General features: G+C 64.9%; 16 protein-coding genes and 1 tRNA gene. 6 read left to right on the plus strand and 11 right to left on the minus strand.

Annotation, left to right across the window (positions count from 1 at the left end):
* Window positions 1-41: 41 nt before the first annotated feature.
* From ABIB27_RS08235 to ABIB27_RS08280, 10 genes are all read right to left on the minus strand, one after another.
* Window positions 42-118: transfer RNA gene (locus ABIB27_RS08235), tRNA-Pro, on the minus strand.
* Between the two features lie 148 nt (window positions 119-266).
* Window positions 267-1,817: a ribosome biogenesis GTPase Der gene (gene der, locus ABIB27_RS08240; protein ID WP_354216837.1), complete on the minus strand. Its 1,551-nt coding sequence runs from the start codon at window positions 1,815-1,817 to the stop codon at window positions 267-269.
* Window positions 1,814-2,509: a lysophospholipid acyltransferase family protein gene (locus ABIB27_RS08245; protein ID WP_354216900.1), complete on the minus strand. Its 696-nt coding sequence runs from the start codon at window positions 2,507-2,509 to the stop codon at window positions 1,814-1,816. The genes der and ABIB27_RS08245 overlap by 4 nt, the downstream gene beginning before the upstream one ends.
* A gap of 28 nt (window positions 2,510-2,537) precedes the next feature.
* The gene (gene cmk / locus ABIB27_RS08250) at window positions 2,538-3,251 is read right to left on the minus strand and encodes a (d)CMP kinase (RefSeq protein ID WP_354216836.1); all 714 of its coding nucleotides are present in this window, start codon (window positions 3,249-3,251) and stop codon (window positions 2,538-2,540) included.
* Window positions 3,251-4,360 (minus strand): prephenate dehydrogenase, encoded by a 1,110-nt coding sequence (locus tag ABIB27_RS08255; RefSeq protein WP_354216835.1) that lies wholly within the window; start codon window positions 4,358-4,360, stop codon window positions 3,251-3,253. Before ABIB27_RS08255 ends, cmk begins: the two co-directional genes overlap by 1 nt.
* Before the next feature lie 3 nt (window positions 4,361-4,363).
* A complete protein-coding gene (locus tag ABIB27_RS08260; RefSeq protein ID WP_354216834.1) occupies window positions 4,364-5,605 on the minus strand; it encodes a pseudouridine synthase in 1,242 nt (413 codons plus the stop codon).
* A gap of 111 nt (window positions 5,606-5,716) precedes the next feature.
* Window positions 5,717-6,334, minus strand: coding sequence for an SMC-Scp complex subunit ScpB (gene scpB, locus ABIB27_RS08265; protein WP_354216899.1), 618 nt, complete (start codon window positions 6,332-6,334; stop codon window positions 5,717-5,719).
* A gap of 65 nt (window positions 6,335-6,399) precedes the next feature.
* Window positions 6,400-7,221 (minus strand): segregation and condensation protein A, encoded by an 822-nt coding sequence (locus tag ABIB27_RS08270; RefSeq protein ID WP_354216833.1) that lies wholly within the window; start codon window positions 7,219-7,221, stop codon window positions 6,400-6,402.
* Between the two features lie 7 nt (window positions 7,222-7,228).
* Window positions 7,229-8,128 (minus strand): ParA family protein, encoded by a 900-nt coding sequence (locus tag ABIB27_RS08275; RefSeq protein ID WP_354216832.1) that lies wholly within the window; start codon window positions 8,126-8,128, stop codon window positions 7,229-7,231.
* 233 nt (window positions 8,129-8,361) lie between these two features.
* The gene (locus ABIB27_RS08280; RefSeq protein WP_354216831.1) at window positions 8,362-9,708 is read right to left on the minus strand and encodes a cation:dicarboxylate symporter family transporter; all 1,347 of its coding nucleotides are present in this window, start codon (window positions 9,706-9,708) and stop codon (window positions 8,362-8,364) included.
* 141 nt (window positions 9,709-9,849) lie between these two features.
* Here ABIB27_RS08280 and ABIB27_RS08285 point away from each other — a divergent pair, with 141 nt between their 5' ends.
* The gene (locus ABIB27_RS08285; RefSeq protein WP_354216830.1) at window positions 9,850-11,490 is read left to right on the plus strand and encodes a sensor histidine kinase; all 1,641 of its coding nucleotides are present in this window, start codon (window positions 9,850-9,852) and stop codon (window positions 11,488-11,490) included.
* A complete protein-coding gene (locus tag ABIB27_RS08290; RefSeq protein WP_354216829.1) occupies window positions 11,487-12,203 on the plus strand; it encodes a response regulator in 717 nt (238 codons plus the stop codon). Before ABIB27_RS08285 ends, ABIB27_RS08290 begins: the two co-directional genes overlap by 4 nt.
* Here the strand turns inward: ABIB27_RS08290 and ABIB27_RS08295 are convergent.
* Complete coding sequence (locus ABIB27_RS08295) at window positions 12,200-14,095, minus strand: propionyl-CoA synthetase (RefSeq protein ID WP_354216828.1); 1,896 nt, start codon at window positions 14,093-14,095, stop codon at window positions 12,200-12,202. The genes ABIB27_RS08290 and ABIB27_RS08295 overlap by 4 nt on opposite strands.
* Window positions 14,096-14,269: 174 nt before the next feature.
* Between ABIB27_RS08295 and ABIB27_RS08300 the strand changes: the two genes are divergently transcribed.
* Genes ABIB27_RS08300 through ABIB27_RS08315 form a run of 4 tightly spaced genes read left to right on the plus strand, consistent with a single transcriptional unit; the run spans window position 14,270 to window position 18,545 of the window.
* Window positions 14,270-14,926: a GntR family transcriptional regulator gene (locus ABIB27_RS08300; protein WP_354216827.1), complete on the plus strand. Its 657-nt coding sequence runs from the start codon at window positions 14,270-14,272 to the stop codon at window positions 14,924-14,926.
* A complete protein-coding gene (locus ABIB27_RS08305; protein ID WP_354216826.1) occupies window positions 14,919-16,439 on the plus strand; it encodes an MmgE/PrpD family protein in 1,521 nt (506 codons plus the stop codon). The genes ABIB27_RS08300 and ABIB27_RS08305 overlap by 8 nt, the downstream gene beginning before the upstream one ends.
* 26 nt (window positions 16,440-16,465) lie before the next feature.
* The gene (gene prpB, locus ABIB27_RS08310; RefSeq protein ID WP_354216825.1) at window positions 16,466-17,371 is read left to right on the plus strand and encodes a methylisocitrate lyase; all 906 of its coding nucleotides are present in this window, start codon (window positions 16,466-16,468) and stop codon (window positions 17,369-17,371) included.
* A gap of 34 nt (window positions 17,372-17,405) precedes the next feature.
* Window positions 17,406-18,545 carry a bifunctional 2-methylcitrate synthase/citrate synthase gene (locus ABIB27_RS08315; protein ID WP_354216824.1) on the plus strand — a complete coding sequence of 380 codons (1,140 nt, stop codon included), beginning with the start codon at window positions 17,406-17,408 and terminating at the stop codon, window positions 18,543-18,545.
* Window positions 18,546-18,578 lie beyond the last annotated feature (33 nt).

Here is an 18,578-nt window from a genome sequence, read left to right on the forward strand (position 1 = left end):
AGAAGCGCCCCGGAGACAAATTCTCCGGGGCGCTTCTGTTTTGGTCGGGCTGACAGGATTTGAACCTGCGACCCCTTGACCCCCAGTCAAGTGCGCTACCAAGCTGCGCTACAGCCCGTTAGCTCCGCCGTTCTCCGCTTCGTTTCAATCCAAATGTTTGCCAGGATTTCCACTCAGCAGTCCGGCCGAACCACCTTGAAAAGCTTACACGATCGCGGAGGGTGCCGGTGACACTTTGCCACCCGCACACCCCCGGTGTGTCGTAATTAACGCTTCTTGCCGCGCTTTTCGCGGACCCGCATGTTGACCTCGATGGGCGTGCCTTCAAACCCGAACGTTTCACGGAGCCTGCGCGTGATGAAACGGCGGTAGCCCGGGTCCAGGAACCCGGTGGTGAACAGAACGAACTTGGGCGGCCGGCTGGATGCCTGGGTGCCGAAGAGGATGCGTGGCTGCTTTCCGCCGCGGACCGGGTGCGGGTGCGCCGCTACCAGTTCGCCCAGGAAGGCATTGAGCCTGCCGGTGGGAATGCGCTTGTCCCAGTTCTCCAGGGCCAGGTCCAGGGCGGGAACCAGACGGTCCTTGTGCCAGCCGGTGAGTGCAGAAATGTTGACCCGCGGAGCCCAGGCCACATGGGCCAGATCCTGCTCGATCTCGCGCTCCAGGTAGGTGCGGCGTTCGTCGTCGAGCAGGTCCCACTTGTTGAAGGCAAGCACCAGCGCACGGCCGGATTCGATGGCCAGCTGCAAGATGCGGACGTCCTGCTCGCTGAGCACCTCATCCACCGCGAGGAGAACGACGGCGACCTCCGCCTTCTCGAGCGCGGCCTGCGTGCGGAGGGAGGCATAGTAGTCGGCACCCTGCGCCATGTGCTGGCGGCGGCGGATGCCCGCCGTGTCCACAAAGCGCCAGGTGCGGTCACCGAGTTCAATGAACTCATCCACGGGGTCGCGAGTGGTGCCGGCGGTGTTGTCCACCACCACGCGCTCCGAGCCTGCCAGCTTGTTCAGGAGCGATGATTTGCCCACGTTGGGGCGGCCAATCAGTGCGATGCGGCGCGGCCCGCCGGAGCGTTCCAGGCCCTCGATCGTGGAGAACTCGGGCAGAGTGTCCATGACGTGGTCCAGGAGGTCGGCAACGCCGCGGCCGTGCAGGGCGGAGACGGGGTAGGGCTCGCCAAAGCCAAGCCCCCACAGGGTGGCGGAGTCAGCCTCCTGTGCGAAATCGTCCACCTTGTTGGCCACCATGATGACCGGCTTCTTGCTGCGGCGGAGCATCTTCATGACGCCCTCATCCGTCGCTGTGGCGCCCACAGCGGAATCCACCACGAAGAGCACGGCGTCGGCGAGCTCCACAGCCATTTCAGCCTGTTCGGCCACCCGGGCGTGGATGCCGCGGGCATCGTGTTCCCACCCGCCGGTGTCCACCAGGGTGAAGTTGCGCCCGTTCCAGTGCGCCGAGTACATGACGCGGTCGCGCGTCACGCCCGGGGTATCTTCAACGACGGCTTCGCGCCGGCCAAGGATACGGTTCACCAGCGTGGATTTGCCCACGTTGGGGCGGCCGATAATGGCCAGGACGGGATCGAGCTTGACCGGACCGTCGAAGTCCTCGTCGTCGTACTCCCCGCTCAGCAGGGCCGCATCGTCCTCATCAAGGTCATAGTCCGCCAGGCCGGCCCGGAGCGACGCGGCACGCATCTCCGCTTCGTCGTCGTCAATGGCGGCCAGCCGCTCGGCCACCTGGTCCGTGCCGGTGGGCGTGTATTCGTCTTCGCCGGCGCCGGAGTGGCCGGAGGTTTGAGTCGTATCGCTCATTGCGCTTTCCTTATGTGCTCATCTGCCGGCGTCCCGGCTACTGCTGTGAAGTTCGTGCGGAAATCCGCGTGGGGCAAAGACTGCCCACTATGTTGGATGGTCTCCTGGACGTGCCCCGCAAGCGCAGCACGGATTTCCCTTGCCGCCCTGTCCATTGAAGCACGGCCGGTTTCGCCGGAATTGCGGCTGAGGGTCAGGGCATTGCCGAAGCTGACGTGGAAGCGTCGCCCCGGTTTGGGGACCGAGTCGAGATGTTCGTCGCCGCTGCGGGTGCCGAGAATCGCTACCGGAACCACGGGTGCCCCCGAGTTCAGCGCCAGCCATGCGACGCCGTTGTTGATATCCGTCGCCTGCCCGGTCCCCCGGGTGCCTTCAGGAAGAATCCCGACGCAACGGCCGGCGTCGAGCAGGTGCTTGCCCTGCAGCAGCGCTGCCCGGTCCCCGGAACGGTCCACCGGGAGTTGCCCGGAGGCGTGGAGGACCCGGCCGAGGAAACCCTTGAACATCTCCTTCTTGACAAGGATGTGCATGGGGCGCGGTGATGCACCAAACATCACCGGCCCGTCCAGGAAACTGATGTGGTTGCCGGCGAAAATGACCGGCCCGCCGGTGGGGACGTTGTCCCGTCCGCTTACGGACGTTCGGTACACCACGTGGTCCAGTAACCAGCCAACAGGCCGGCTCCAGGTCATGGTCAGGACGGAAGGAAGCCGCACGCCGTCAGTCACGGTTGAGCACCTTCGTGACGATCACGAGCGCGGCGTCGACAGTTTCGGCGAAGTCCAACTCCGACGAATCCAGGGTGACCACGCCGTCGGCGGCCTGGGTGAAGTTCACCACTGTGGAATCCTTGGCATCACGCTGCGTGACCTGGGCGGCGAGCTGCGCCGCGTTCTGGGTGCCGCCCAACTGGATGCCGCGGCGGCGAAGCCGCGCTTCCTCACTGGCCGTCAGCAGCATCCGGACTTCTGCGCCGGGCGCGACGACTGTAGTGATGTCCCGCCCTTCCACCACTATGCGGCGGTGGTGCAGTTCGATGAGTGCCCGCTGCCGGCGGATCAGTTCGGTACGGGCGCCCAGGGTGGTGGCTACCGCACTGACCGCCGATGAAATGGCCGGTTCGCGGATTTCATCCGTGACGTCGGTCCCGTCCACGCGGACGTATTCCTCCTGGGGTGTGGTGCTCAGGTCCAGAACGATGTCCCGGGCAGCCTGTTCCACGGCGGCGGCATCGGTGAGATCAATCCCGCTGGTGACGCAGAACCAGGTCAGGGCCCGGTACATGGCGCCGGTGTCCAGGTAGGCAAGGTGAAGCCTGCGGGCCACTTCCTTGCTGACGCTGGACTTGCCGGAGCCTGAAGGCCCGTCGATGGCTACCACCAAAGGCCTGCCGACCCGCAAGGCCGGCACGGTGTCAAGAAGTTCCTGTGTCATTACTGCAGTACCCGCCATCCGCGGTCGTTGAGTGCTTCGATCAGGTGGTCATGCTTGTTTGGCAGCACCGAGAGTTCCACCATGCCTACGTTCTGCCCCGAGGAATGGTCAAGCCTCAGGTCCTCCACGTTGACGCCGATCTCGCCGATTTCGGTGAGGAGCTTCGCGATTTGGCCCGGCCGATCGTCGACCAGGACCGTCAGCCACGAGTACGCCTGGGGCGGTCCGCCGTGCTTGCCCGGGATGCGGGCCTGCCCGGCGTTGCCTTCGCTGATCAGCTGGGCCAGGTCCAGCCTGGCGCCCGGCCCCACGGGATCCTCCAGGGTTCCGATGAGCCGGTTCAGATCCTCCCGGACACTGTAAAGAATCTCCACGACCTTCCCCGAGTTGCCGCCGAGGATCTGGACCCACAAGGCGGGATCGCTGGCCGCAATCCGGGTGACATCCCGCAGACCGTTGCCGGCAAGGGACAGCGCATGAAGTGGTGTCCCCTGCAGCCGGCTGGCCAGCAGCGATGACATGACCTGCGGCAGGTGCGACACCAGCGCCACTGCCGCATCGTGTTCGTCAGAGGTGAACTCCGAAACCACGGCACCGAGATCGGTGGCCAGGGAACGCGCTGCCTGCAGGGCGGCGGCGGATGATTCCGGGCTCGGGCAAACCACCCACGGCATGGAGGTGAAAAGCTCACCGCGGGCGGCCACGGGACCGGACTTTTCGCGTCCTGCCATCGGGTGCGTGCCCACGTAACGGGCCATGTCAGCGCCGCTGCCCTGCAAATCCGCAAGGATGGCCGCCTTGACGCTGGCGATGTCCACCACCACGGAATCGGGGTAGTCGGCCAGCGCGCGCGTCACAACGTGTGCCGTCACATCCGGCGGTGCTGCCACGACCACGAGTTCCGGCGCCTCGTCCCCGAGCTGACCCAGCGGCTGGCCGGCGCCGATGTCCACGGCTATGGCCTGATTGGTGGGCGACGGATCAGAGAGGAACACGGGCACGCCGCGTCCCCGCAGGCCCAGTCCAATGCTGGTACCAAGCAGACCGGTGCCAATCACCACCACTGGTCCGTTGAGATGTCCGCGCCCGTGCGAGCGAAATGCGGACATGCCTCAGAGCCCTACGGACGCCAGCAGGTGGCCGACTTCCTGCTTGCCAAGGTTGCGGATGCTGCCCTGGCGCTGGTCGCCCAGGCCGATGGGGCCCACCTTGACGCGCACCAGGCGCAGGACAGGGAAACCCACCTCATCGAACAAGCGCCGGACAATCCGGTTCTTGCCGGAGTGCAGAATCACTTCGATGAGCACGTGGCCCGGAGTGGAGTCAACCAGCTTGAAGGAGTCCACGGAGGCGAAGCCGTCCTCAAGCTCCACGCCTTCCTTGAGCTGGGCGCCGATTCCCTGCGGGAACGGGCCGCGGACCTGGACCAGGTAGGTCTTCGGGACCTCGTAGGACGGGTGGGTGAGCCGGTTGGCCAGTTCGCCGTCGTTCGTGAGCAGCAGCAGGCCCTCGGTGGCGACGTCCAGCCGGCCCACGTGGAACAGTCGCTCGCCCTGGTGGGTCTTCCGCACAAAATCGCTGATGCAGGGACGGCCGTCGGGGTCCTCCATGGTGGACACCACGCCCTTGGGCTTGTTGAAGACCATATACACGAGGTTTTCGTCGAGCTGGATGCGCAGGCCGTCCACGTGGATGACGGCGGTCTTGGGGTCCACGCGGACACCAAGCTCAGTGACCACCTGGCCGTCAACTTCTACCCGGCCTTCGGCGATCATTTCTTCACAGACGCGGCGCGACGCCACGCCGGCCTGGGCCATGACCTTCTGCAGGCGCGTGCCGTCGGCGTCGTGCATTTCAGACTGCGGAACGGGGCCGCGGGGTCCGCGCTTGCGCGAAGGCTTGCGCACAGGGCCAAGGTTCTGCCCGAAGCGTTCGCTGCCAAATGCGCGTGACGCGGCTGCACCGGGCTTGCCGGCGCGTGGCTTGGGCTTGAGTGCCCCGGGAGTGCCCGGCGCCTTTTTAGCGCCCGGCTTCCGGGCAGCCGGCTTCCGCGATGAGGGGGCAGCCGCGGGCTTCCAGGCGGAGTCCCCTCGACCGGCCGGAGCGGCGGGGGCTTCATCCGGATCGACAAAGCGCTCTTCGCGCGGCTTCGGTGCCTTGTAGGGCCTGTCGCCGCCACCGAAACCGGCGTTGCGCTTGCCGGCGCCGGCGCGGAATCCGCCGCCCTGTGCAGGGTTGCGGCCTTCGCCGCCCTGCGCCGGATTACGGCTAGCGCCGCCCTGTCCGGGATTGCGTTCTGGACTGTTTCGTCCTGAACTGTTACGTGGTGAACCCTGGCGTCCCGCCTGTGTCATGACCCGTCCTTCGATATGTTGACCGGCAAGTTGTCCAAGAACAACCCTAGCCAGCCATGCAGAATTTATCTGCCCTGATGAATACTCTTGTGCGCAGACGGGATGTCCCGGCTACATTCTGTCGGCGTCGTAGAACTCCGCGATGCCCTCGAGCCCCGGAAGATGGGGTGCGAGCTGCGGCAGTTCCGCCACGGAGCCGATTCCCATCCGTTCCAGAAAATATGATGTAGTCCGGTAGAGGATGGCTCCCGATTCAGGATCATTTCCCGAGTCTTCGATCAGCCCGCGCTGGGTCAATGTCCGCACGACAGAATCGACATTGACTCCTCGAATTGCGGAGACCCTGGCCCTGGAGACTGGCTGGCGATACGCGATGACAGCAAGTGTTTCCAGAGCTGCCTGCGTCAGCCTGGCCGTCTGACCCTCCAGCACAAACCGGCCCACAATGTCGGCGAAGTCTGCGCGGGAATAGATCCGCCAGCCACCGGCGATGCTCCGCAATTCAAAACCCCGGGGGGTGGAGGTGAAACCAGCAACGCTGGAATCGTCCATGTCCGGGGCTTTAACAGTATAGCCGCTATACTCCGCCTGCAGTTCCGCCAGCAACTGTTCGACGGCGGCGACCGTCAGGCTGAGGCCCGTGGCGAGTTCAGTAGCGGTGGCCGGCTGGTCCAGGACCATCAGGACCGCCTCAAGGGCGGCTTTGGCACCGCCGGGGAGCCCGTGCACTTCCGAAGAGCCCTGCGGCGCGTCGCCCGGTGCACCTGCCGTCGGCGCGGCCGGAACGTCCTCAGTCACGTCTGCTCCCCATATTCTTCGTATTGCTTGATCAGCGTTTCTGTTGCACAGTCCATCCCGCCCGCAATCCAGCGCACGGTGAGATCGCCCAACGGCGACACCTGGTCAAAGGACACCGCCCTGTCCCGGAACATCTCCAGCAAGGCCAGGAACCGGGCTACCACCACCAGGGTGGAGTCGGCGTCGGCGATCAGCGCCCGAAACGACAGCGGCTTTCCCAACTGCAGCCTGAGGCCCAGAATCTCGGCCTGTTCCTTCACGCTGACGGCGCTGCCATGCAGGTGCGACAGGCCAACCTCGGTGGCCTTGGGCGCTTTCGGCTGCAGGGCGGCTTCGGCCAGGCGCGCGAATTGCTGCGGCGTGTGCTTCCACACCAGTTCCGGCAGCATGGCGGTGAAGTGTTCCTCGAGGGCAACCTGCCGGGGGAAACGCTGCTCCTCCTGTTCCAGGGTGACGGCCATTAGCGCGGCCACCTGCTTGAATGCCTTGTACTGCAGCAGCCTGGCAAAGAGAAGGTCGCGGGCCTCAAGCAGGGCGATGTCCTCGTCGTCCTCCACCTCGCCGGTCGGCAGCAGCCGTGCTGCCTTGAGGTCCAGGAGCGTTGCGGCGACGACCAGGAATTCGCTGGCCTCGTCCAGCGCCCAGTCCTCGCCCAGCCTCTGGAGCTTCCTGATGTACTTGATGAATTCATCGGTGACGGTGGCGATGGCCACCTCGGTGATATCCAGCTGATGTTTGGCGATGAGCCCCAACAGGAGGTCAAACGGCCCGGTGAAGTTGGCCAGCCGGACCTCAAAGCCGTGCTTGGACTCAGCCACGGCCTGGCTAGGGTGCGCCGCCGCGCGAAATCAGTTCCTTCGCCAGCCGGCGGTACGCATCCGCTCCGATGTGGTTGCCGGCGTAGCTGGTGATCGGTTCTGCTGCCACCGTGGCATCGGCAAACTTGATGGAGCGCTTGATGACCGTCTCGAAGACTTTGTCGCCGAAGGCTTCCACCAGGCGGGTGATGACTTCGCGGCTGTGCAGCGTGCGGGCGTCGTACATGGTGGCGAGGACACCGTCCACCTGGAGGCGGGGGTTGAGCCTGTCCTGGACTTTGTCGATGGTCTCCACCAGCAAGGCCACCGCGCGGAGTGCGAAAAACTCGCAGATCAGCGGAATGATCACGCCGTGCGCGGCAGTCAGGGCATTGACGGTCAGCAGGCCCAGCGACGGCTGGCAGTCGATGAGGACGACGTCGTAATCGTCCTCAACCTTCTTCAGCGCCCTGTCCAGGACCTGCTCCCGGGCAACCTCATTAACAAGCTGCACCTCGGCGGCGGAGAGATCAATATTGGCCGGCAGCAGATCAACGTTTTCGACGCCGGTCTGACGGATAGCGTCGCGGATATCCACTTTGCGGTCCATCAGGACGTTGTAGACTGTCAGGTCCAGTTCATGGGGATTGATGCCCAGGCCGGCCGACAGAGCGCCTTGAGGGTCAAAGTCGACCAGCAGCACCCTGCGGCCGTATTCGGCGAGGGCCGCAGCCAGGTTAATCGTGGACGTGGTCTTGCCGACGCCACCCTTCTGGTTGACCATGGCGATCACGCGCGCGGGACCGTGGGATGACAGGGGAGCGGGTTCCGGAAACTCGCGGTGGGGGCGCCCGGTGGGACCCATCACGGCGTCTTCCAGATCGAGTTCCGTGCCATCCAGAGTTGCCGAACCCTGTTCGCTGCTCACGTATCTATCCACACTTTCGATGACGGTGATTGTCCTGCCGCTGATGTTCCAGCGCCTATCCTGCTTTTCACCTAGGTTACAGGTCCCGACACGGTATTCGAGGGAACTTGACTTTGTGTGCATTCTGAGCCTTTACCTTCTACTAGAGGTCGAAGGTTGGCCCGCCGGGCAGACAAACCACCCGTGCAGCAGGGCTGCACGGGCGGTTTTTATCCCAGGGTCAGGGGCGCATCTTAGGCGTGCGCCACCGCCTCTGAGTTGGCGGCGGACGTGCCCAACCGGTCACCGTGACCCGGCATCATGGTCTGCTCGTCGAAGGGGAGTTCGCCGGAAAGCACCTTGGTGACCTGCTCGCCGTCGATCTCCTTGACCCAGGTGCCGATCAGCACGGTGGCAACAGCGTTGCCGGTGAAGTTGGTCAGGGCCCGGGCCTCGGACATAAAGCGGTCGATGCCTACGATCATGCCCACGCCGCCCAGCAGTTCCGGCTTGTGCGCCTGGAGTCCGGCGGCCAGCGTTGCCAGGCCCGCACCGGTCACGCCGGCCGCACCCTTCGAGGCGATGATCATGAAGATGAGCAGGGAAACCTGGGCGCCGAGGTCCAGCGGGGTGCCCATGGCGTTGGCAACGAACAGGGATGCCATCGTCAAGTAGATAGCTGTGCCATCGAGGTTGAAGGAGTAGCCGGTGGGGACGGTGACGCCGACAACCGGCTTGGAAACGCCCAGGTGTTCCATCTTGGCGATGAGGCGCGGCAGGGCAGCTTCGGAAGATGAGGTGGAGAAGATCAGCAGGTACTCACGGGCCAGGTACTTCATGAGCCTGAAGATACTCACGCCGGCCACAACCTGGAGGATTCCGCCCAGGATTACCACAATGAACAGTGCGCACGTGATGTAGAACGCCACCATCAGCGTGAACATGCTGATGATCGCCTGGAATCCGGTGGCACCGACCACGGCGGCGATGGCGCCGAAGGCACCCACCGGGGCGAGCCACATGATCATGATGAGGATGCGGAAGACCAGCGCCTGGCCGTGCCCGATAGCCTTAAGGATTGGTGCGCCCTGCGGGCCCATCTTCTGGAGGGCAAAACCTACCAGGATGGCCGCGAGGAGCGTGGGCAGGACCGGAATATCCCCGGGGATGATGCCCAGCAGAAAGTCGACAGTGCTGTCGGTGGCAGCCTTCTTGGTGGGATCGTAAGGGGTCAGCTTGAGGCCTTCGCCGGGGTGGATCAGGTTGCCCACCACCAGGCCGATGGCGAGGGCGAAAGTGGACATGACCACGAAGTAGCCCAGCGCCAGGCCACCCACCTTGCCAACAGTTGCGGCCTTGGCGATGGAGCCGATGCCCAGGACGATGGTGCAGAAGATGATTGGTGCAATCATCATTTTAATGAGCTTGATGAAGCCATCCCCGAGGGGCTTGAGGGATTTGCCGACCTCGGGGAACAGCAGTCCGAGAACGGCGCCCAGGATTACGGCGGCGATGACGGCCATGTAAAGGTAGTGGGATTTGTCGAGGCCCTTGCGGGCGGCCTTCGCAGGCGCAGCTGACTCTCCTCGTTGAGAAGCCATGGTGTGTCTCCTTATGGATAATCTGGTAGACGCTGCGCCACAGTCTCTGGGCCCATCGCGTCAGTCTGTTGTGATACCCATCATTGGGTACGCAGTGACCCGGCTCACCGTTGCGTTCATATTGGTCGTGGAAGGTACAAAATGATCCACCGCTGGAGCATCGCCCGCCGGCTGTTTGTGGCCAATCTGCTGATCGTGCTTGCCTTCACATCGATCGTGGGCACTGCCGCCTCCGTCGATGCCCGGGACCGCAGCTATGAGGAAGCCGGACGGCGGATGACCGGGGTGGCGGCCGCCGTGGCGGCCAATCCGCTGGTCCTGCAGGCTGCTGACGCGCCGAATCCGACGGCGTTGCTGCAGCCGTATGCGCTGGACGTCATGGCGGGTTCCGGAGCGGATTTCCTGACGATCATGGCGCCGGACAGGACACGCTGGACACATCCGCGGGACGAGGAACTTGGCAAGCCTTATATCGGCTCCATCGATGCTCCGCTACGCGGCGAAGTATTCACAGAGGTCACGGCAGGAACGCTTGGGCCGTCGGTGCGGACGGTTGTTCCGGTCAAGGATGCTGCGGGAAACGTTAGGGCCCTCGTCGCTGCAGGCGTCACAGTCCGGACGGTCGACGTTGCCCTGTCCGGCCGGTTGCCTGCACTGCTGGCCATCGGCGGGACCCTGCTCGCAGGCGGGTCACTGGCTTCCTGGCTGTTGGGCCGTTACTTGCGGCGCGTGACCCGGGGCTGGGGGCCGGAGCAACTGGCGCAGCTGTTCGCATACTACGAATCAGTGCTGCACTCCGTCCGGGAAGGCCTCATCCTCATCGACAACAAGGGCCGGGTGGTGATGCACAACGACCAGGCAGCAGATCTGTTGGGCCTGGAGTCGCGGGGTTCGGACGATGATCCGTCGCGGCCACCGTTACTGGCAGACCTCCCGCTGGTACCAAGCCTGAAGCGTCTCTTTGAATCGGGCCGGATTGCCCACGACGAAATCCATCTCACAGGTCCGCGCATCGTGGTGGTGAACCAGGGCCCCGCCGTCGGGCCGGTCTCCCCCGGCATCCGCCGCCCGGCCGTCTTCGGCACAGTGGCCACCATCCGCGACCGGACGGAGATCGAGTCGCTGGGCAGTGAACTGGAGACGATGCGGACGCTATCCGATGCCCTCCGCGCCCAGACTCACGAGCACGCCAACCGGCTGCACACCATGGTTTCCCTGCTGGAACTGGGCCGCACCCGCGAGGCCCTGGAGTTCGCCACCAAGGACCTCGAACTGAGCCAGCAGCTCACCGACGAAATGGTGAGCTCCGTGGACGAGCCGGTTCTCAGCGCCCTGATCATGGGGAAAGCCGCCGAAGCGAATGAACGCGGCGTCAACCTGACGCTCGCCGCCGAAGGGTCTGCGTCCGTCACGGGCCTGGCTGTCCAGGATCTGGTCACCATCCTGGGCAACCTCCTGGACAACGCCATTGACGCCGCGGCTGATGGTCCGGCACCGAAGTCGGTACAGCTGACCGTTGAGTCCGACGCCGAGGGGCTGGACATCACCGTGGAGGATTCCGGTGCGGGCGTGGACCCTGCCGCCGTGGAGGACATCTTCCGGCAGGGCTTCAGCACCAAGGCGCCGGGTCCTTTCGGACGCGGCATTGGCCTGGCCCTTGTCCGCCAGGCCGTACGGCGGCTGGACGGTAACATGACCATCACAGGCACGCACGGGGCACGCTTCCACGTCTTCCTGCCGGCCCTGGCTGCCGGAACCGACAATGAGGAGCAGGTCCTGTGAGAGATATCCGTGTCCTCGTAGTCGAGGACGAACCGGTGGCATCGGCCGCCCATGCAGCCTACGTGGGCCGGCTGCCGGGGTTCTCGCTGGCAGGAACCGCACCCGATGGCCAGTCCGCCCTCAGGCTCCTGACCGAGCTCGCGGCCGCCGGCGAACCGGTGGAGCTCGTCCTGCTCGACATGAACCTCCCGGACCTGCATGGCCTGGACATCGCCCGGCGGATGCGGGCCGCGGGGATCCTCGCGGACATCATCGCCATCACGGCCGTACGGGAGGTGGCCATCGTCCGGAGCGCCGTTGCCATCGGCGTGGTCCAGTACCTGATCAAGCCGTTCACCTATGCCACGTTTGCGGACAAGCTCGCCAGCTACCGGCTTTTCCGGCAGCAACTGGCCGCGCCGGAATCCGGGGCGGGCCGGACCGGGGCATCCCAGAGCGAAGTGGACCAAGCGTTCGCCAGCCTGCGGGCGCCGTCGGAGTTGCCGTTGCCGAAAGGCCTCTCCGGGTCCACGCTCGACGCCGTCAATGAGTACCTGAGTCAGCATGCGGGCGCGGTTTCGGCCTCTGAGGTCATGACGGTGCTGGGCATGTCGCGGGTGACCGCCCGCCGCTACCTCGAATACCTTGCCGACGCCGGCACGGTCACCCGTGCCCCGCGCTACGGCACTCCGGGCCGCCCGGAGAACGAATACGGCTGGAACCGCCGGGACTAGGCGGCGCCCTCCGGCCGGAGCACGCCCAGCAACTGCCCAATCACCTCGGGATCCTCAATCGTGGACGGCACAACGTACTCATCGCCGTCGGCAATTTGCCGCATCGTCTTGCGCAGGATCTTCCCGGACCTGGTCTTGGGCAGCGCCTGCACCACTGTTGCGTGCTTGAAGTCAGCCACTGGTCCGATGTCCTTCCGGACCAATGCAACCAGCTCGCGGACCAATTCCGCTTCGTCACGGTCCACGCCGGCTTTGAGCACCACGTAGCCGCTCGTGCGCTGCCCCTTGAGGGGGTCGGCTACCCCGATCACCGCGCACTCTGCGACGGCCGGGTGGCTGGCGATGACCTGTTCGATCGCACCGGTGGACAACCGGTGGCCGGCCACGTTGATGATGTCGTCGGTGCGGCCCATCACAAACACGTAGCCATCGGCGTCCTGGTAGCCGCTGTCCCCTGTGGCGTAGCTGCCTTCGAAGGCTTCAAGGTAGGAGGACACATAGCGGTCATCGTTCTGCCAGAGAGTGGTCAGGGTGCCGGGGGGCAGCGGCAGCCCGAGGACAATGTTGCCCTCCTCCCCCTGTTCCACGGGCGAGCCGGAGCCGTCCACGATGGCCAGCGCAAAGCCAGGCATGGGAACGGTGGGCGAACCGGGCTTGAACGGCAGATCCTCCAGGCCGCGCGGGTTGGCACAAATGGCCCAGCCGGTTTCGGTCTGCCACCAATGATCCACCACGGGGACATCCAGGACTGCGCCGGCCCAGCGATACGTCTCTGTGTCCAGCCGTTCGCCTGCGGAAAACAGCGTGCGGAGGCTCGAAATGTCGTAGCGGGCCAGCTCTGCTGCCTGGGGGTCGGCCTTTCGGATCGCCCGCAGCGCGGTAGGCGCCGTGAACAGCACGTTGACTTTGTGGTCCTGGATGACGCGCCAGAACGCGCCAGCATCGGGAGTGCCCACCGGCTTGCCCTCATACAGCAGCGTGGTGGCACCCGCCAGCAGCGGTCCATAAACAATGTAGGAGTGGCCCACCACCCAGCCTACGTCGGACGCCGTCCACATCACGTCGCCAGGTCCAATATCGTAGATGTTCGCCATGGTCCAGGAGAGCGCGACCGCGTGGCCGCCGTTGTCCCGCACCACACCTTTAGGCTTCCCGGTGGTGCCGGAGGTGTAAAGAATGTAGAGCGGATCCGTTGCTGCCACGTCCACGGGGGCAGCCGGAACAGCCTCGTCCATGGCCCGGTCCCAATCGAGCCACCCCGGGAAGTCCGAAAGACTGCCGGCGAAGCCTTCGCGGTTCTTGACGATGACGGGCAGCGCGCCGGCGCTACTCATGGCGAGTGCTTCGGCCACGGCGGGCAGATATTCCACATGCCGCGACGGTTCAATCCCGCCCGAAGCGGTGACAATAACGGTGGGCCCGGCGTCGTCGATCCGCGCTGCCAGCTCCTTGGGTGCGAACCCGCCGAACACCACCGAATGCACTGCCCCCAACCGCGCCGTCGCGAGCATGGCAATGGCCGCTTCGGGGATCATGGGCATGTAGATGACCACGCGGTCGCCCTTGCCGACACCCTGCGAGCGCAGCACCCCGGCAAACCGTGCAACGAGCCCGGTCAGTTCGGCGTACGTGTAGCTGCGTTTGATTCCCAGCATGGCGGAGTCGTAGAGGAGCGCAGCCTGGTCACCGCGGCCGGCTTCGACGTGGCGGTCCAAGGCGTTGTAAGCCGTGTTGAGCGTGCCTTCCGGAAACCAGCGGTACAGCGGTGCTTCGGATTCATCCAGCGCCGTGACGGGTGGGCTCGCCCACGCCACTGCAGTCGAAGCTTCCAGCCAGAAGTCCTCCGGCCGTTCCAGACTCCGTGCGTAAGTTTCCTGATAGCTGCTGGCCATAGTGTGCTCCTGTCCACGCCGACATGTTGCCCCAATGCTATTCGGACATCCGGACGCAGACAAGTCTTTTGTATACATTGAAGGAGGATTTGAGCCTATTTTTTGTCAGATACTGCGCAATGCGTCATTTTTTGTATACACTGGCAGCATCTACGGACTGAGGGGAGGAAAACCTTGCGAGCCAGCGACAAAGCCTATGCAGTACTTCGCGAAGACATCATCGAATGGCGCCTCGCGCCGGGCACCGTCCTTGCCGAAGTGGAACAATCGGAACGGCTCGGAGTGTCACGCACCCCCGTCCGGGAGGCACTCAGCCGGCTGAGTGCAGAAGGACTCACGACGGCGGCAGGCGGCCGCGGCGTCGTCGTCACCGATATCTCCCTGGACGACATCGACGAGATGTTCGAGCTCCGCGAAACCCTGGAGGGCAAGGCGGCCGCCTTGGCCGCCGAACGCGGCGAGCGCTCGGTGTTCCTGCAGCTGCACGCCGACCTCCAGCGGGCGCCAGAGCTGATCAGCGACGACGATCCCGCCCGCCACGAGTACTACGCGCTGGTGGGCCGCCTCGATGAGGCCATCGATGCCGCTATCTCCAACTCCTACCTCGCCCAGGCGATGCGGAGCCTGCGGGTCCACCTGGTCCGCGTGCGCCGCCTCGCTGCTGATGACGCGCCGCGCCTGAACGCGGCCGCCCTCGAACACGCAGCGATTGCCGAGGCCATCGCAGCCGGCAACGCCAAGCTCGCCGAAGCAGCCACCACCCTGCATCTGCACCGCAGCCTTTCCCACGTCAAAGCCACCCACTCACCGAATAAGGAGCACCATGGTTAAGCTCAACCACGTCCGTGTCTATAAGAGCGACGAGAACCTCGCCCGTGAAGACCAGCTGGCCCACAAGATCGCCGAGGTCGCCGCCGATGCAGTCGAGGTAACCCCGGAGGTCACCGAGATGGTCATCAACCGGGTCATCGACAACGCATCCGTTGCCATCGCTTCCCTGAACCGCGGCCCGATCATCGCCGCCCGCGCCCAGGCCCTGACCCACGCGCCCACCACCAACGGCAAGGGCAGCGGCATCTTCGGTATTACCGACCGGGTCTCCCCCGAATGGGCAGCATGGGCCAATGGCGTCGCGGTCCGCGAGCTCGATTACCACGACACCTTCCTGGCGGCTGAATACTCACACCCCGGCGACAACATCCCGCCGATCCTCGCTGTCGCGCAGCACGTCGGAGCCAGTGGCAGGGACCTGATCCGCGGCATCGCCACCGGCTACGAAATCCAGGTCAACCTGGTCAAGGCCATCTGCCTGCACAAGCACAAGATCGACCACGTGGCCCACCTCGGCCCGTCCGCTGCGGCCGGCATCGGCACGCTGCTTGGCCTTGATGTGGAGACGATTTTCCAGTCCGTCGGACAGGCGCTACACACCACCACCGCCACCCGCCAGTCCCGCAAGGGCGAGATTTCCACCTGGAAGGCGCACGCCCCGGCGTTCGCCGGCAAGATGGCTGTTGAAGCCGTGGATCGCGCGATGCGCGGCCAGACTTCCCCCGTGCCGATCTACGAAGGCGAAGACGGCGTCATCGCCTGGATGCTGGATGGCCCCGAAGCCGCTTACGAGGTTCCGCTGCCCGAGGCCGGGGAGGCAAAGCGGGCCATCATGGATACCTACACCAAGGAACACTCCGCCGAATACCAGGCCCAGGCCTGGATCGACCTGGCCCGCAAACTGCACAAGGAACACCCGGAGGCCGCTGACCCGGCCAAGGTCAAGTCGGTCCTGATCAAAACGAGCCACCACACGCACTATGTGATCGGTTCCGGTGCCAATGATCCGCAGAAGTACAGCCCCACGGCCAGCCGCGAAACCCTGGACCACTCCATCCCGTACATCTTCACCGTAGCCCTGCAGGACGGCTCGTGGCACCACGTGGACTCCTACTCCCCCGAACGCGCCGGCCGCGCCGACACGGTGGAGCTGTGGAACAAGGTCAGCACCGTAGAAGACGCCGAATGGACCCGGCGCTACCACTCGCTGGACATCGCCGAGAAGGCCTTCGGCGGCTCCGTGGAGATCACCCTGAACGACGGCACGGTCATCACCGATGAAATCGCCGTAGCCGACGCCCACCCGCTCGGCGCCCGGCCGTTCGCCCGCCAGCAGTACATCAACAAATTCCGCACCCTCGCGGCCGGTCTCGTCGCCGAAGAGGAAATCGAGCGTTTCCTCGCTGCTGCCGAAAGCCTGCCCGATCTGGGCCCGGGCGAGCTTGACCAGCTGAACATCACCGCCGCCCCCGGCGTGATCAACCTCAGCGACGCGCCTGCCGGCCTCTTCTAGGCCCCTAACTGCTACAGGAGAACCACATGCTGTACTCCAAGACAACCCCGGAGCAGAAACGCCTCGCGCTTCGCACGATGCTCGCCTCAGGCACCATCCAGCAGTTCCCCGGCGCCTTCAATCCGCTCTCTGCCCGGCTGATCGAGGAAAGGGGCTTCGCCGGCGTCTATATCTCCGGTGCCGTGCTGGCTAATGACCTTGGCCTGCCGGACATCGGGCTGACCACCCTGACCGAGGTTGCCACCCGTGCCGGGCAAATCGCCCGCATGACTGACCTGCCCTGCCTTGTGGACGCGGACACCGGGTTCGGTGAGCCCATGAACGTGGCCCGCAGCATCCAGGAACTCGAAAACGCCGGACTGGCCGGCTGCCACATCGAAGACCAGTTCAACCCGAAGCGGTGCGGCCACCTGGACGGCAAGAATGTGGTGGACGTGGACACGGCCACCAAACGCATCCGCGCTGCGGCTGACGCGCGCCGGGACCCAAACTTCCTCATCATGGCCCGGACCGATATCCGGGCCGTGGAGGGGATTGAAGCGGCCCAGGACCGGGCGCGGGCGCTGGTGGACGCCGGCGCCGACGCCATCTTCCCGGAGGCGATGAAGGACCTGTCCGAATTCCAGGCCATCCGCGATGCCGTGGATGTGCCGGTCCTGGCCAACATGACCGAGTTCGGCAAGAGCGACCTCTTCACCGTTGACCAGCTGCAGTCCGTGGGCGTCAATATGGTGATCTACCCCGTCACCCTGCTCCGTAGTGCCATGGGGGCTGCAGAGCGTACGCTGGAAACGATCAAGGCAACAGGGTCACAGGAAGCACAGGTGGAAAACATGCTCACCCGTGCGCGTCTCTATGACCTCGTGGACTACGAGGCCTACAACCACTTCGATACCGGCGTTTTTAACTTCCAGATTCCCGGCGTCCGTTAGGACCCGGATCCCAGCAAGAACGAAGGAGTTCAACATGGTAGCTGTTGATATCAAGAAGGGACTGGCCGGTGTCGTGGTGGACTACACCGCGGTCTCCAAGGTCAACCCGGACACCAATTCGTTGCTGTACCGCGGCTATCCCGTCCAGGAGCTCGCCGCCAGGTGCAGCTTCGAGGAAGTGGCCTTCCTGCTGTGGAACGGCGAACTGCCCACCCCCGACGAGCTGTCCGCCTTCTCAGCCCGGGAGCGCGCCGGCCGCGCCCTGGATCCGGTGCTGAAGCAAGTCATCGACGCACTGCCCACCACTGCCCACCCCATGGACGTGTGCAGGACGGCGGCATCGGTGCTGGGTGCCCGCCACGAACTGGCCGAGGATTCCTCACCCGAGGCCAACATGGCCAAAGCCGTGGACCTTTTCGCAGCCATGCCAGCCGTAGTTACCTACGACCAGCGGCGCCGGCGCGGCCAGGACCTGGTAGAGCCCCGGGATGACCTGGGCTACGCGGCCAACTTCCTGTGGATGGCTTTCGGCGAAGACCCGGTGGACGAAGTAATCGAGGCCTTCAACGTCTCGATGATCCTCTACGCCGAGCACTCGTTCAACGCCTCGACCTTCACGGCGCGGGTGGTCACCTCGACCCTCGCCGACCTTCATTCGGCTGTCACGGCTGCCATAGGCGCCCTCAAGGGACCCCTGCACGGCGGCGCCAACGAGGCAGTAATGCACACATTCGACGAAATCGGCATCCGCCCCGAGGAATCGCTCGAGGATGCCGCTGCCCGGGCCAAGGCCTGGATGGAAGACGCCCTGACTCAGAAGAAGAAGGTCATGGGCTTCGGCCACCGCGTCTACAAGCACGGTGACTCCCGCGTGCCCACCATGAAGGCAGCACTGGACAAGATGATCGCCCACTACGGCCGGCCGGAACTCCTGGGGCTGTACAACGGCCTGGAGCAGGCCATGGACGAGGCCAAGGCCATCAAGCCCAACCTCGACTACCCGGCCGGGCCCACGTACCACCTCATGGGCTTCGACACCCCTACGTTCACGCCGCTCTTCGTGGCCAGCCGGATCACCGGCTGGACGGCGCACATCATGGAACAGGCCGCGTCCAACTCGCTGATCCGGCCGCTCAGCGAATACAACGGCCCGGAGGAACGGCACGTGCCGTAGTCCCCACCGATTCCCACGCCCAGTACATACGAC

The organism is Arthrobacter sp. UYEF21, assembly GCF_040546085.1.
In the GTDB taxonomy this organism is placed as follows: Bacteria; Actinomycetota; Actinomycetes; order Actinomycetales; family Micrococcaceae; genus Arthrobacter.

Excerpts from the sequence above, each read along its gene's own strand:
- ABIB27_RS08305 (WP_354216826.1), top strand. The coding sequence starts at position 14,919 with ATGGTTAAGCTCAACCACGTCCGTGTCTATAAGAGCGACGAGAACCTC.
- ABIB27_RS08245 (WP_354216900.1), bottom strand. The coding sequence starts at position 2,509 with ATGACCTGGAGCCGGCCTGTTGGCTGGTTACTGGACCACGTGGTGTAC.
- ABIB27_RS08260 (WP_354216834.1), bottom strand. The coding sequence starts at position 5,605 with ATGACACAGGCGGGACGCCAGGGTTCACCACGTAACAGTTCAGGACGA.
- ABIB27_RS08280 (WP_354216831.1), bottom strand. The coding sequence starts at position 9,708 with ATGGCTTCTCAACGAGGAGAGTCAGCTGCGCCTGCGAAGGCCGCCCGC.
- cmk (WP_354216836.1), bottom strand. The coding sequence starts at position 3,251 with ATGACACAGGAACTTCTTGACACCGTGCCGGCCTTGCGGGTCGGCAGG.
- ABIB27_RS08285 (WP_354216830.1), top strand. The coding sequence starts at position 9,850 with ATGATCCACCGCTGGAGCATCGCCCGCCGGCTGTTTGTGGCCAATCTG.
- der (WP_354216837.1), bottom strand. The coding sequence starts at position 1,817 with ATGAGCGATACGACTCAAACCTCCGGCCACTCCGGCGCCGGCGAAGAC.
- ABIB27_RS08255 (WP_354216835.1), bottom strand. The coding sequence starts at position 4,360 with ATGTCCGCATTTCGCTCGCACGGGCGCGGACATCTCAACGGACCAGTG.
- ABIB27_RS08295 (WP_354216828.1), bottom strand. The coding sequence starts at position 14,095 with ATGGCCAGCAGCTATCAGGAAACTTACGCACGGAGTCTGGAACGGCCG.
- prpB (WP_354216825.1), top strand. The coding sequence starts at position 16,466 with ATGCTGTACTCCAAGACAACCCCGGAGCAGAAACGCCTCGCGCTTCGC.
- ABIB27_RS08315 (WP_354216824.1), top strand. The coding sequence starts at position 17,406 with ATGGTAGCTGTTGATATCAAGAAGGGACTGGCCGGTGTCGTGGTGGAC.